Source organism: Vibrio sp. R78045, assembly GCF_042466085.1.
Lineage (GTDB): Bacteria > Pseudomonadota > Gammaproteobacteria > Enterobacterales > Vibrionaceae > Vibrio > Vibrio cyclitrophicus.
Genome location: NZ_JAXHBS010000012.1, coordinates 21,795 through 35,886 on the forward strand (window position 1 = coordinate 21,795; position 14,092 = coordinate 35,886).

General features: G+C 38.0%; 13 protein-coding genes. 11 read left to right on the plus strand and 2 right to left on the minus strand.

Translation table 11 applies throughout. The annotated features are described in order from the left end of the window. The first annotated feature begins 17 nt into the window (after positions 1-17). The 4 genes from SJY39_RS09765 (at position 18) to SJY39_RS09780 (ending at position 1,638) form a co-directional block, all read left to right on the plus strand. Positions 18-263 carry a hypothetical protein gene (locus SJY39_RS09765; RefSeq protein WP_390241892.1) on the plus strand — a complete coding sequence of 82 codons (246 nt, stop codon included), beginning with the start codon at positions 18-20 and terminating at the stop codon, positions 261-263. A gap of 44 nt (positions 264-307) precedes the next feature. Beyond that, positions 308-757, plus strand: a complete 450-nt coding sequence (locus SJY39_RS09770; protein ID WP_390241893.1) for a hypothetical protein — start codon at positions 308-310, stop codon at positions 755-757. 37 nt (positions 758-794) lie between these two features. After that, a complete protein-coding gene (locus SJY39_RS09775) occupies positions 795-1,079 on the plus strand; it encodes a hypothetical protein (RefSeq protein ID WP_390241894.1) in 285 nt (94 codons plus the stop codon). Positions 1,080-1,146: 67 nt separating this feature from the next. Continuing rightward, a complete protein-coding gene (locus tag SJY39_RS09780) occupies positions 1,147-1,638 on the plus strand; it encodes a hypothetical protein (RefSeq protein WP_390241895.1) in 492 nt (163 codons plus the stop codon). A gap of 167 nt (positions 1,639-1,805) precedes the next feature. Here SJY39_RS09780 and SJY39_RS09785 read toward each other — a convergent pair whose 3' ends face one another. Both SJY39_RS09785 and SJY39_RS09790 read right to left on the minus strand, forming a co-directional pair. Continuing rightward, complete coding sequence (locus tag SJY39_RS09785; protein ID WP_390241896.1) at positions 1,806-3,131, minus strand: hypothetical protein; 1,326 nt, start codon at positions 3,129-3,131, stop codon at positions 1,806-1,808. A 16-nt stretch (positions 3,132-3,147) separates the two neighbouring features. After that, on the minus strand, positions 3,148-4,563 hold the full coding sequence (locus SJY39_RS09790) for a DNA cytosine methyltransferase (protein WP_390241897.1): 1,416 nt from the start codon (positions 4,561-4,563) through the stop codon (positions 3,148-3,150). Between the two features lie 580 nt (positions 4,564-5,143). Here SJY39_RS09790 and SJY39_RS09795 point away from each other — a divergent pair. The 7 genes from SJY39_RS09795 to traD all read left to right on the plus strand — a co-directional run bounded on the left by SJY39_RS09795 (position 5,144) and on the right by traD (position 14,090). Then, the gene (locus tag SJY39_RS09795; protein WP_390241898.1) at positions 5,144-6,163 is read left to right on the plus strand and encodes a hypothetical protein; all 1,020 of its coding nucleotides are present in this window, start codon (positions 5,144-5,146) and stop codon (positions 6,161-6,163) included. A gap of 106 nt (positions 6,164-6,269) precedes the next feature. Further along, entirely contained in the window at positions 6,270-6,701 is a 432-nt protein-coding gene (locus tag SJY39_RS09800) for an H-NS family nucleoid-associated regulatory protein (protein ID WP_390241899.1), read from the plus strand. 166 nt (positions 6,702-6,867) lie between these two features. After that, positions 6,868-7,176 (plus strand): hypothetical protein, encoded by a 309-nt coding sequence (locus SJY39_RS09805; RefSeq protein ID WP_229636451.1) that lies wholly within the window; start codon positions 6,868-6,870, stop codon positions 7,174-7,176. 1,543 nt (positions 7,177-8,719) lie between these two features. Then, complete coding sequence (locus tag SJY39_RS09810) at positions 8,720-10,594, plus strand: replication initiator protein RctB domain-containing protein (RefSeq protein ID WP_229636450.1); 1,875 nt, start codon at positions 8,720-8,722, stop codon at positions 10,592-10,594. 116 nt (positions 10,595-10,710) lie between these two features. Beyond that, on the plus strand, positions 10,711-10,953 hold the full coding sequence (locus tag SJY39_RS09815) for a hypothetical protein (RefSeq protein WP_390241900.1): 243 nt from the start codon (positions 10,711-10,713) through the stop codon (positions 10,951-10,953). 146 nt (positions 10,954-11,099) lie between these two features. After that, a complete protein-coding gene (locus SJY39_RS09820; protein ID WP_390241901.1) occupies positions 11,100-11,780 on the plus strand; it encodes a hypothetical protein in 681 nt (226 codons plus the stop codon). Between the two features lie 135 nt (positions 11,781-11,915). Further along, the gene (traD, locus tag SJY39_RS09825; RefSeq protein WP_229636447.1) at positions 11,916-14,090 is read left to right on the plus strand and encodes a conjugative transfer system coupling protein TraD; all 2,175 of its coding nucleotides are present in this window, start codon (positions 11,916-11,918) and stop codon (positions 14,088-14,090) included. Positions 14,091-14,092 lie beyond the last annotated feature (2 nt).

Sequence of the window (14,092 nt, forward strand, 5' to 3'; positions counted from 1 at the left end):
CAGGAAAATATAAAAGTATGAATATTCAACACTCATTCTATGTACCTTGCACTTACATTGAAGCTGATATTTATCTAGAAGAAGGATTCAATGGCGATACGCACCTAACTCGCTCTCTAGAAGAAGCTAAGAGACTTGCTAAGCTCAATTGTGAAAAAAGCAACTTAGAACTGAGTTGGGGCCGCGTTATCATCGTAGAAGCAACAAGCGAAGCAGAAGCTTTGGTTATTACCCCTCGAAATATGGAAATTATTCCACTCTAAAGTAACGAAACTTTTCGTTTACCTCCTCCCATAAGGAAAAAACCATGAAATACAACAATGAAGTACAGCCAGCCCAATCAGAAAGTACACTCTCACTTAAAGATTATCATTTAGTGAGAGTTCATCACTCGGCTCCCGTAATTGACGCACCCTGTAGTGCAGGATGTGGCCATCGCGCCAACCTATATGAAAACGCAATGCAATTTATATTCGTTTGCGAACATTGCAGTTCTCTTTCTGTAGTCAAAGCCAAATACACAGAACCGGCAACAGCTTTAGAAGAGATTTTGAAAAAAATAGACAATAGTACCTGGCTAAAAGAGAAATTGTTGTTTCTTGCCTTAACATGTCGTTATTACTGGAAAAGTAAAGGTGTATATACAGATGTACCATTGGATTTTTCGCCGTTTAACTCGAAAGTTGTCTGCTTGGTAAAATCGATTTTCAGCGATCAAGAAACTACAAATAAACTTGCAGAGGCTTGTTTATCCTAAGTAACAGATCAGTAACCGGCCTTATGGCCGGTTTTTTTTGGCTGGTGGATTATCGATTAACACCGCGCCCGTCGCTCGGCAACGAGGGGCGAACACCGAAGCCGATCACCCATATTCAGGAGTTAAGTACTGGACACCGCGCCCCGTCGCTCGGCAACGAGGGGCGAACACCGAAGCCGATCACCCACCCGAAGCCGATCACCCACCACATTCGGGGCTGGGTACTGAACCACAAATAACTTTCTTCGGACGCGTATCAATAATCAATAGGCCGTTAGTTGCAACAAGCTCAGAAGCAATTAACGTACTTTCTTCGATATAAAAAAATCAAACCCAATGGTATCTACTGAAATGGCGGATAAACCTCCCATAAAAATAGGATAAGCTTCATGACTATGTTGAGTGTTCGAGTAATTGACGAGATTGAAAAAGGCCCAGCTTCTCATTGTTTCACTGATGATAATGGTGAGTTATTGATAGACACCTCCCCAGACCGTTCTGAAATTATATTGAAAGGTATCAATTGTAATCCATCGGAGTTCATCAAATGGTTCTTAACCGTAGAAGAGTCCAAAGGGTATTATGATTTAGTTTCGGATGGTTCAGATACTTTAATAGATATAGGTGGTTCACCGCATGATTTTTCTGCAGGTAAGGAATTACATATTAGTTTTGACGAATACTTTAATGCGCTAATTGAAACTAAGATTACCACTGCAAATGCTCAATTAGACAAATTGATTTTAGATAGTAAGGTAAAATTAGGAATTGGAGATTCTATAGAAAAGACCTCATTATCAACTATAGATAAAGCTATAGAGGACTGTGACTCTGAATTTGAAGAACTATTCGATTTTGAGTATCAATTCACCACTTTATAAGCTTTATAAATGATTGGTGACTTTGCCCCCAAGTTCGTTAGTTCGAGAAGTATTAAAGAAATAAAGATAGACCCTAGCGTTATATGATCGCTATAATCTCAATCCTAGGTAACACACGAATAACCTAGAAAGAGGCCGCTAGCTTTATGCAAGCGGCTTTTTTGCATTTAAACCATTCTAATCAATACATTATTTATATAATGATTAACGCCACCGTCCTCATCACCATTATTTACATTTGGATCTAACTCATAAAAATCATAGCCTGGGAGTACATGCTTCATCATGGGAGTTGCTAAATCGGTGCGTTCATTAGAATGTGTATCAGGACAATCCTTTACTTCAATAATGTGTTTATCATCACCAACAGACAACATAAAGCTTGAAGCAAAGCTAGACACATCGAATTCAGCACCAACCATGGAACGTTCGAAGCTGATTGAGTTATTTGATTTTAATAAATGGTAAATAGCTCTCTTTGCAAAGTTACGCTCATTGTTTGTATTAATTGGCATTAACCAACCTTCAGAAATGATTGGAGTGATATACGCAGTATGTCCCTGAAAAGCTCGCCCCTCTCGCGGCCTAGCTATTGAATAAACAACCAAATAAGGACCGTCACACTCTAGCTCTTCAGCGTGAACTTCATTTCTAACTGCGCTCGATATAACTTTTTGAATATAAATTGGCTTACCGCCATCTAGCACCAAATGCTTACTATCCCCTTTCTCATCATTGATCTCCAACGAGTCCACAACCTGAAAGACTAATGCATGGGGTCTGCCCCCTTCCTTCCAATTACCATTTCTTTCGATGCTATAGAGCTTTGAACAAGCCCATTTATGACCAACATCGCCATAAAATGACCAATCAGACAAAAGACGATCACGTTCAACACAGCCAAATTCAATACCACTAGAAGCCTGTATCAACTTTTCTAGGGCTGAACGTTTAGTTAAATTGTAAAATTTTTCGGGGTCTACACGATCAAAACCGGCAGTCCTAATTAAATAAGTGATCAGCTTGACCAACTTTGGTGCTGGTTTTACTACTGAACTACTAACTTTTACGCCGCTACCTAGAGAAGGCTCTTTATCAGGATCTGCACTCTTAGAAGTAAAATCGTTCAATAAGGAAACAGAGTCAAAATTCAACGGTTGCTTTTCTAGAATCCACTCTAATGATTTGGGGTCTCTAACTATCTCCCCTGATATTATGCGGAACAAAGGGCATGAATCATCGTGCCCCCCTTTGACCGGATGACATACAAGTCCTATATGATCGCTGGCCTGCAAGTACTTACGTGTAAACATTAAAGCTGGTGGTGTGGTGCAATGACACTCAAGATGTAAACCCTTCATGTTAACATCACGAAGTAAGTCCTGAGCACCTAGTGAATACCGATTGTCTGGTAATAAAAGTTCTATTTCATCACTCCGCAGTCGACGAACAAGCTGTCCTGTTTTCTTATCAATGAGCGTTAAATTAACCACACTGCCTCCTTGCTATTTAGCACGTACCATTACATTTATAAAAATCGCATAATAGTTCTTTTAATGACGTGAGCCATATCCCAATAGACTTACCTGCTGCATGCCAAGGTAACGGGGATACACTATTTCCGTACATCCTATGAATTGCCGAAATATTTCCGGTTTTCCTAACAAGCGAATGAAGCCCATTTGCTACCTTATCCATTACAGTCATTAACGAATCTGGAGCTCTACGTATACGTCCATGCTCAACATAGGTAAAGTGACGTTGATACTCACTTTCAGATGGGTGGATCAAGAATGGAGCTCCAACTTTAGGAGATGCGTAAGTAGCCATCAGAGACCCAATCCGCGTGTCATCTGGGGTATAAACTGTATTTCGAAAATTCAGACGCTTGTCATTGATCTTCTTTTTTACATGCTCCATCTTTCGCCATCTTTTATCATCTGGCGTGATAGGCTCTAAAATATCAGACAGTTTTCTATGACTTACATTTACTGGAGGATGAAGATCTGCAATGTAGGATTCAGGAAGTGATTTATCTCTCGCGATCACACAAGAGCGCTCTCTTGGTTCAAAATCACCATATAAATCACCTCTGACGGTCGTCTCTTCAAACAAGTAATCACCCGCTAGCTCCCTCTTAAATATTGAGAATGTTTCAGATTTCAAAAATGGCTTTGAATTTTCAATTAATATCACCGAAGGGTTCATTCTTTTTATTACGACGATTATCCAAGTAAACAAACCACCTACAATCGGATGCATTAAATCTCGCATATCCGCTGGGCACAGCTTGGAAGTGTTATTGCACGGCCAGCTTATCTCCAGAATATCTACTCGCGGAAGATCAGTAAGTGCCAATTCCCGAACATCAAGATTTGAAGCAATAACATCTGGAGAAGCATTATCCCAAATTGGGTTACCCTCCATAGAGCAAGAAAGAGCTAAAGGATCGCTGTCGTTAGCTAATTGAAGAACGGCCTTTAAACCAGCATCAGCCATTCCATTAAGTACATTAAGTGAAAGTAATCCTATACCGGCGAACAAACTTCCATACTTGACACCCTTCCCGAGGCAAACTGCTTGATACAAGGACTCAATACGCTGAGCTTGGCGCAATTCTCGTGGACAAGGGGTAATCTCTATAAGCTCACCTGTTACCGTTACCACCACCTTACTAATTCGATGAAACGATCTGGCAATATCCTTTGAACGTAATTCAATGAGAGCTCCCCTAGAAGTATCAATAACTGATTTGCTTCCCGAACTAGATTTTTCTATCAATACGCAGTTTTTTGAACACTCCAAAGACAATTTTGTGCCAGCAGTATATCCAAACTGATCAAGTGAAAACGAGTTGTTAATGTAAATACGAGCAATATTGTTTGATAGATGCTTGCAAGAATAGATAAAAGTAGAAGATTTCATAAGGACCTAAATATAGATAACACACAAAACTAGGACATCTAATATTAGATACAGTTCACATTAACAACAATGACATATGCAATTTCTTGATGAACTCCGCGTACAGTAATATAATACAACCATAAATAGGCCACTAAAATCGTTCCTCCATTAATGATTTTAGTGGCTTTTTTGCTTTTATTTTAATAAGTTACGATTGACAACAAAGAGAAGCTATAGTGAGAATTTTTCTAAACATATACAGTACTCTCATCGTAATTACCTCAATGGTATACATCAACTCCTCGGGCTTTTTAATCGACTTAATTAATGGATTATTCCTAGGATCATTCTGCTATATAAGTTCAATCATAATATTCAGAACCACCAGTAACATACCAAAAAAGGTGTTTGGGTTCGCATTTACTATAGATATAAAAGCAGAATGGGTATCTAAATCACTAGCTCTAACATGTTACACCGTCACTACTGCCATTGCACTTGATGTAAAACAAGCCGAAAACATTGGCACAATCACCATAGGATGTGTGATTCCCATTTTTCTCTACATCGCTGCAAAGACTCTGGAAACAAAAAAATAATGATCAATTCAAAAAAGCTAAAACTAAGTGCCGAGGCTATTTCAAAGACCTTGAATATCAATGCTAATGATGGGAGAAATCTAGTTGTAACCGCACTGAAGCTTAAAACGTGGGGGGAAACATTGGAAAAATCAACAAGCGGCCAAATATCGATACATAGCAATTTAGAGTGGTCCCAAACCATACTTTCTGCACTAAAAATTAATCCTTCGACAAATCTTATAGAACTCCTAAAAGCAACCTCACCACTAAACCCAAAACCAAAATCTATTGGGACATATAATTTAGATACCAATAATACAAATCATAAATCTAAAAGAACCCTTATTAATGAGTTAAGTCACCTTAGCGAATTAGGAGAAGTAGAGCTAAGCGATACGGTAAAAAGAATGTCAAAGCCTCAATTAATGAACATAACTACACTTTCTCAACCAATAGACCGAGAGCCTTATATGAGATTCATCTATGGCATCTTAAAGTGGGATATCAAAGCATGTTCAGAAAAAGATTGGTACGGCAATGGATACTTAGGCTCCATTGTTGAGGTAGGTGAGCAAAGACCAATATACATATACAATATTGTCCTCGCTCCTGGTAACCAGCCAACTAGGTTAGAATTGGATGTAATTTCCCACTTGAGCTCTCTTGCTAGTGACAATGCTCTCAATCCTATCCTGTTGTTTTCCAATACACTAACAAATGTGCACAATAAAAAGCTAAGCATTCTCGGCTTGCAAATGCACAAAGGCACTTGGTATTGGCTACTTTCTAATAGAGTCACACCCGTACAACAAACTTGCTCAGAGTTAGAAGTGAATTTTAAAGCCACCTTGAAAACAAAATCCATCACAATGACACATAAACCCCATAATCACCCAGATGTAGTAACTACCGGTAATACGTATACGGACATACTGCATGCTATAGTTAATGGAGATTTTGTAGAAATTGATAACAGCCAGGGATTAGAGCTAATGTCAAAGCAACACCATCACTTAAATGATGACTGGTTCATTTAAGTGTGTACCATCGTCAGCCTAAGTTACTAAAATTTAGCGCTTTTGGCTTAGTTACTTACATTGCTTTTTCTAGTTACAAATTAAAACCACAATTACGGAAATCATAATGGACGAACTTAATCATTTATACACATCGTTAAGGAAACGAAATAAACTTGTTAGATTATTCGAATATCTAGATTTTGAACAAGCTGATGAGCTCAAAAAGGAGATTGACGCAGCTTTCAACGCCAGAAAGGAAGCTCATGACACTCAAATGAAAGAAATGGAAGAAAAACAAAAACGAATCAATGAAGTTGTTAGCAGCGTGTCTCATTTAGTCTCCAAGGGAGATGTTGATTTCGATGAGATTCAAGAAGCCATCGAATCTGCAAAAGCAAGTGCGAACAAAAGGACCCCCCGCCCCCCCAAATACAAATATCTTGATAAAGGTGAAGAGAAAACATGGACAGGTCAAGGCCGAACTCCAGCAGCCATCCAAAATCAAATTGATCAGGGTAAAACTCTAGAAAGCTTCCTAATCGAAAAAGATAAGTGAGTTGATAAAAATTTGAACGCCCTCCAATCAATAATTGATAGGGCGTTTTTTTTATTGAACAACCATTACCTAGAACATAAACTCGATACTCAATTAGTAACTCTGGCGTTAAGTTACTTGAAATACGCCCCTTCTCAAATTGGTAAACTACCCCTAAAGGAATTTAATGATCAACTTAAAACAAACTCACTGCCCAAACTGCCACGGAAAAATTGGGTACTTTGACAAATTTATAGCAAGTGTATATGCCTGCCCTGATTGCGGGTGGTTAGCTTTCGATCACGAACAAACCTCCAAACCTGTATCAACCTTAATGGCCGCCGAAATGTGGTTATACATACTTTCTGCTACCCAGTGCGCCGTTAGAGCCGAACTTAAAGTTCTAATGGCTCAATCTCAACAGCCTGAAATGAAAATGCTTGGAAAGCTACCACCAGGCCAAGTAATAGACAATATCGATACGATCCTGAACTAACTCTAAACCCCACATTCAAATGTGGGGTTTTTTTATGCAAAGATGAAAATCTTACTTTTATGCGGCGTAAGATGAAATTATGTTGAAATCATGATTGCAGAATAAGATCAGAATACAGTTCTTGTGAAAATTCCATGTTTAGTCGAAATGAAACAACTGAACGACAACATTTGGTATAGGAGCAGTCCATCTTTAACCCAATCTAAGCGAATGACACACATAAAAACATTATGCCGACATGGAATTTACTTACTATTGGCTATTTGGTAAGCACCACCCTAAACGCCCACGGCTGGTGGGTGAAGTTAACAATAACCCCATAGTTGACAGGCCTGCCATAAGTATGAAACGAACTACGAGTTGGAGGGTTAACCCAATCCAAGAGCTAAATTGAAACACAGTTTACGCGTAGAAAGCATGCCGAACACTAATGAAAGAACACGCCCCCTGCGATTTCTGCACTTCAAGAGTAACCCCTCCCCAAAGTGCAGATGCAAACCTCAAAGACTGACATGTAATTTACTTAATCACTAACAATAGGAGTGAGATCGAAGGTAAAAATCTAGATCACACTTTCCAACATGTATTATACATAGCCATACGAATGAGAATATCACCTACCCAACATGTGTTTTACGTGAAATCAGACAATAGTCACTTACATTGGTTTTGCATGATACCCGTAGATGTTTGTTACATGCGCGTCATCATGAGCACTTAATCCATCACACAGCACCTAGACACTAACCATTAAACTTCAAATACTATTTTTTGGCGGCGTTACTTGAATCAAAAAATCAAATTACAAAATTCAGGTCAAAAACATGCCGAGCCCAAATGAAACCAACAAATATGGTAGTTCTAAAAACCACCTCAATCTAACCCTCCCCCATAATCCTGACATGTATTTTGCCCATAGATAGAGGAAGATTTTCGCGTAATCAGTGACTTAATAAATCAAAAACGATCAAAAATAGTCGAACAAACACACGTTACAAAGAATTAAGAGGATCTAAATTGCGACATGTGTTTTACGCAAGCAAGTTGAAGGAACCGAATTGACGGCTAACATGTGTTTTACGAGCTGGAGAACGACAGTAAATTTGAGAAATGTCTAAATTGCAGTAATTTAGTGTTAGTAAGCTGTGTATAAGATGTGTAAAAGCGGTGCGTTTGTGGAGATAATAGCAATAAACCTGACAAGTAATTTACTAACCACGACAAGTAATTTACTTAATATAACCTGTAATTGATGATCATGCTTTCGTAGGCTCCTTGATCCATCGTTCCGTGTTCTAACATGTATTTTTCACACACAAAAAACACCACTCCCAGTAAAAACAATGGGTTATAACTGTTATTTCAGTTGAGAAAATCAATGGATCATTAAGATCATTTAAAAACAGATCAAAACAGTAAAGAACTAAGAAATAATTAAAATAATTAAAGATCTTGAAAAATGAGGTTCTCAAACTGAAAATCAAAATATTTGCGTCGTGTCAAAACCATGCTAACATCAAATAAAAATATCACGGGTAAATCCATGGCCATTTACAAATCAACGATACTAGAACTTAACGATGCGTCAGCATTGTTACTTCAAACCTTGAGTGAAACATCTCAAAAAAGTGTCAAAGCGGCGATCATGGCAACTTTATATGCGCACAAAATCGATAACTTACCTTGTATTGAGCTAAACGAAATAGCTGTAAGATCAAATACAAGCATAGCGACTGCCCGTAAAATTTTCACAATGCTAAAAAAAACAGAAGGAGTTAAGGTCTCTCCTGCAAATACTAAGTACGAAACATCACAAATTAATGTTCAAATGTACCAAGTTCCAGATTTTCAAAGTTTAAAATTACCAACAGCCGAAGAAGAAAAAGAGCAAACTCCAAGGGGCTCTCATTCTACAGCTAAGGTCCAGTCACGACTTGACCAAGAAGATATCTTCATTCCGCCAACGTATCGAGGCGAAAAAGAGAAGATAAATGCAATGATCCCGCTGAAGCGTAATGATGCTTCTTTAATTGCTTGCGGTAATAGTTTAAGCAAAGAAAAAACCTTTATTGATAAGTCAGGATACGCTAATAAAGCTACTTCTGTTATGGGAATTGTTAACGATTTTGATATATCTATACTCGATATCATGTTCCAAAAATCTTCAAGGTACTATCAAGCCCTATCTGACGAACGTTATCAAAACTTAACCGCAACAACAAAAATTCCTATCTTTATGGACGATCTCCTTAGAGAAAAAGGCATGGCTGATTTAACTGAGAATAGACTGTTGATTTCAGAGTCAATTCGGAGAATATGGAGCACTCAGTACAGAACACGAAATGCTTACTTTTCTACTTCAGACTTTGAGCAAGAGGATAACTTCCAATATTTCTCATCTTTCACTGGCTTGACTGCTAATGCCGATACTGAAACAGAATCTATCAGTGGCGAACTTATAAGACCTTATGTGGCCATTAACTTCTGTTGGTCACCACAACCGTTTGAATACATTACTGAAAATCCACACCTGTTTGTGCAGAGTTCAACAATAAACTCTTTGCCAACCCTACTCTATGCACTATATCGTAAGTTAAGACTCGCTATGTTGCATGGAACTATAGCTGCACTGATCAGGGATACCAAAACATTATTCGATTTAGTTCAACATCTATGGGATGGTGAGTCTCTCTCTGCACATAAAAAACTATGTACTACGTTAATACAAGATATTAAACACCAGTACAAAAGTAGAAACGGATGCGTAAGGTTTAATGCTGTCGAAGGTAATGCTAGAGCAGTATGCGCATATCTAGACTTGGGTGGCTTTCAATTGATAATTGATATCCCCAACCCTGATAGGCCTCAAAATGCATGTAACCGACAATCTACGGTTTTTATCGATTATTCAGAGCGAGCTGTTATTGAGCATGTTGGTGCTAAGTATGATCCTATCAAAACAAATAACACTCCTACAACCGCTAACCCTCTAACTGGTAAAAAGAGACAACTAACAGCCTTGCTAAAGCTCAACAAACGCTTTAAAAATTTAGAACTACAATCTGTCTTAAGTGTTTATTATTTTGGATATTCTTATGTAGATGAAAACAAAAAATCAGAATTTCTTGTTACAGCTTACACCTCAAAAACAGAACTAAATCAAATGTTCCAAGAGACAGCTGATTTGCTTATGTGCAATGTTGAACAGATTGGTTACTTTCTAACAGAGAAGATTGGTAAGCTTAAAGCTATGCCAGATATTGAATTGTCAGATATTGAATATCTTGAACAGCAAGGTTATGAGAGAAATGAAATTCTATCCTATCTATGTGATAACATTCGTTCAACTCGTCGTCTTAAGCGAGAAAATTTTGCTGAATTGAAAGAAGTCCTTGAAGCACAAGCAAGAGAAATGTAAATTTCAAATCTACTAGTGACATTGGCGCTGTAAGTCACACCCGCGCCCCTTTTAACCTTTGCTATTTTAGCAATCTTTTTTTATATAAATCTAACTCTTACCCCAAAAGGTCAATTATGTTTGAAAACTTCATTTCTAGCCATCCAATGTACTTAGAACCTCTCATTTCATTAGGTTTTACCTGTGAAAGGTCAAAAACAAATGACTCTTTTTACACCCTATCTAAAGGGGAGCTTGTAATAAACTGTTCTGTAGGAAGTGAAAACCTTAACTTTGAACTTAGAGGTTCAATTAAAGGTGGAGAAAACGATTTTGCACAAGTTGCAGAAACGCTCGCCCATGTTGTGAACAACTATTAATACTCCTTAAGCCTTCAACTTTGTTGTGGGCTTTTCTTTAAGTGATTATTGCACCTAAAGAAAAGTCCACAGCATTATTATTTGTTGGCTTTAAATTGTACAAATTGGTAATATATTTTTGTTCGTGTTGTTTACTAGAGGTTTATATGGGTGACAAAAAAGTTAATGAATTCATTTATTTGAATTTTAAAGGTTTTTCTGAATATCTCCCGCTAATTGCTAATGTTAACTTGTTGATTAAAAAGAAAATGTTAGCTAGTGGTTATGCGTCTGAAGATGTTAGGAAGTTTCTAGATGACCATTTTTCATCTAGTCGTTATCGGTTGAATCTGGTTAATTCAGATATTGGAAGTGCTAGATATAACCTTGAGGGTGAAAAGACATCTGAGGTTATTATGTTGTGGCAAAAAATGCCATATGTCGCTAATTTATCTGAATTAGAAGTTAACCTACTTAACCCTAACGGTAGAGTAGCTATGTCTGTATACCAGAAAACAGAACAAGAAAGATCTAATACCCGAATCATCAAAGCGAAGGCTTTACTTTCTAGGGGTTATAGCCCCGACACCATAACTAATTTAGCTGGTAGTAAAGCTTTTGAGTACGCTTTAAATCAAGAGTCCCACGCACCTTCTGAACCGTGCACACAGGTCATGGAAGCTGCTTTTGATAATCGTCCTAATTTTCTAGGTCTTGACTCAGCAGCTCAAAAAAAGTTCATAGACCAACTTGTTTCTGTAACTGATGTAAGATTGCTGCAACAGGTTACTGGTAGGAATGAAAACCAGTTAGGTTCAATTTTGCTTGATAAACTAGCCCTTCAATAATTAAAAGCCGAGCATATGCTCGGCTTTTTAGTGTCTAAAGGTTACGCCGCTAAAATTTTAGATTTCAAACTTACAGAATGGAGCTACTTAGCTATAAGCTTTTCTTAACCAGTAATTGGAAGAGTAAATAATTAAGTGAGCAGTGATAATCTATTTCGTCCACCTGTAGAGCGCAACAATGCATTTGCTCTTGGAGCTACTTCGATAGCTCTATTCACAGTCCCATGGATGATACCTTCCGGTGTAGCTCAAGCTTTTGGTTTAGTAACTGGAATACTTGCTTATAGGGAATTTAAAGCAGCCAAGAGAGTGCTGGATTTTCAAAAATACATCAGAACTCCTCGCCCATTTGATATGCATCCAGAAGATATACCCAGATCCAACACAATGCTTTGGCTGGGGTTAGGGTTTAGATGGAAGCCTGTACATACTCAGCGTCTATTTGATTCTAGAAGAGACCCTTCATTTACAGAAAATTCGGATATTTATCAATGGTTTCGAGAAAACGAGATAAAAGTCGGTTATACACAGCGACTTTCTTTGTTTGAGAAGTCAATTTATCCATTTAGAAAAATCATATCGAAGTATAGCGAGAGCGAATCAATTCTAAATTTGTGGCCACCTAATTTTGATTTAGGGGGCTATTCTGCTTTACATGGCGTTGAGCCGAATGAAAGTCACAGGCATCAGGAAATAGGACAACGGAACGGGCACACCCTTGTGATCGGTACTACCCGTGTAGGTAAAACGCGTACTGCCGAAATATTGATTGCCCAAGACATTGCTAGAAAAAAAGGAAATGATTTCGAAGCTGCCGTTGCTGTTTTTGATCCAAAAGGAGATGGTGAATTATTTGCTAGAACGCAAATTGAAGCAGCTAGAAATGGACGACCGTTTTACTTCATTCATCTTGGGTTCCCTGAAATATCAGCCAGGTACAACGGAGTTGCTGAGTTTGTCAGAGTTTCTGAATGTGCTACGCGAACTGCGGGTCAACTGAATGCCAATGGTGATGGGGCGGCTTTCAAAGAGTTTGTATGGCGGTTTATCAACATGATTTCGCAAGCTCTGTTTAGTATGGGAGAGACTAATTCTTTTTCAAAAATCAACGAACACATCCAAAACATGGACGGACTATTTATTAGGCTGGCTGAGTTCATCCTAAATCGATATTCCAATTCACTAAATTACTTATCTGATTGGATGAATTCTGTAGATCTGATTTCGCAAGATGGATACAAAGGTAACGATAGAGCGTTGCAATCGTTGTCTGAACGTTGTTATGCACTATATAGGTTTATAAATTCACAACCTACTTTGCTTAATGATATCGACGAAAATTATAAATCTAACTTACAGAATTTAATGCACTGTGTAACCCACTACGACAGTACTTTCTTCTCAAAAATTACAGCAAGCCTCCTCCCTCTTTTGGAGAAATTATGTAGCGGTCGAGTTTCTGAGATTATTAGCCCTAACTATACTGATTTGGAAGATTCGAGACCGATCATTAGTTGGCCAAAAATATTACGAGAGAAAGCTGTAATTTATATCGGTTTAGATGCAATGCAAGATGCTGCCGTTAGCACGGCTGTAGGTAATACCTTGTTCGCCGATCTCCTCTCTCAATCTGGTCAAATTTATAAATTTGGTGAGAATTTCGGTGTTGTAGATGCAGATCATGATCAAAAAACATCAATCTACGTGCATGCTGATGAGTTTAATGAACTCGTTGGTGATGAGTTTTTACCCCTATGTAATAAGGCTGGCGGTAGTGGTGTGAAATTGACTTGCTATACACAGTCAAGATTTGACTTAGATGTAAAAGTAGGAACTGACAAGTCAGAGGTTATTTTGTCAAACTTCAATACCTTAATCATGATGCGAGTAAAAACAGCTAATACGGCTAAATTATTGACTGAACAGTTACCAATAGTACAAATAAAAGATGTAACAGAGGTTAGCGGAGCAACAACTGATCGGGCCGGTGATTTTACAGCTAAGAACGAAGACAGAACGAACACGAAAGATTCACCTCAAATTACTGAGTCTGACATCATTAATTTACCTATAGGCCAAGCCTTTATTCTTCATAGTGGTAGTAAGTTAGAAAAAGTTAGATTTCCCCGATTGATTGAAGACAGTACAAGTAAATTTCAAGCTATGAGGCAATCGGAATTAGTCGGGATTATGAAGAAACGATACAAATCATCGCAGTCAAATTCAGAATGGTGGAAAGACAACGACGATTTTGATTGGACTGCTGGTTTTGACAAGAATTACGAATTTGAATGGAATAAAGCGGCTTAATT

What these genes read in the sequence shown, in the direction of transcription:
- SJY39_RS09765 (WP_390241892.1), top strand. Translation starts at nt 18, where the DNA reads ATGAATATTCAACACTCATTCTATGTACCTTGCACTTACATTGAAGCT.
- SJY39_RS09770 (WP_390241893.1), top strand. Translation starts at nt 308, where the DNA reads ATGAAATACAACAATGAAGTACAGCCAGCCCAATCAGAAAGTACACTC.
- SJY39_RS09780 (WP_390241895.1), top strand. Translation starts at nt 1,147, where the DNA reads ATGACTATGTTGAGTGTTCGAGTAATTGACGAGATTGAAAAAGGCCCA.
- SJY39_RS09790 (WP_390241897.1), bottom strand. Translation starts at nt 4,563, where the DNA reads ATGAAATCTTCTACTTTTATCTATTCTTGCAAGCATCTATCAAACAAT.
- SJY39_RS09795 (WP_390241898.1), top strand. Translation starts at nt 5,144, where the DNA reads ATGATCAATTCAAAAAAGCTAAAACTAAGTGCCGAGGCTATTTCAAAG.
- SJY39_RS09800 (WP_390241899.1), top strand. Translation starts at nt 6,270, where the DNA reads ATGGACGAACTTAATCATTTATACACATCGTTAAGGAAACGAAATAAA.
- SJY39_RS09805 (WP_229636451.1), top strand. Translation starts at nt 6,868, where the DNA reads ATGATCAACTTAAAACAAACTCACTGCCCAAACTGCCACGGAAAAATT.
- SJY39_RS09810 (WP_229636450.1), top strand. Translation starts at nt 8,720, where the DNA reads ATGGCCATTTACAAATCAACGATACTAGAACTTAACGATGCGTCAGCA.
- SJY39_RS09815 (WP_390241900.1), top strand. Translation starts at nt 10,711, where the DNA reads ATGTTTGAAAACTTCATTTCTAGCCATCCAATGTACTTAGAACCTCTC.
- SJY39_RS09820 (WP_390241901.1), top strand. Translation starts at nt 11,100, where the DNA reads ATGGGTGACAAAAAAGTTAATGAATTCATTTATTTGAATTTTAAAGGT.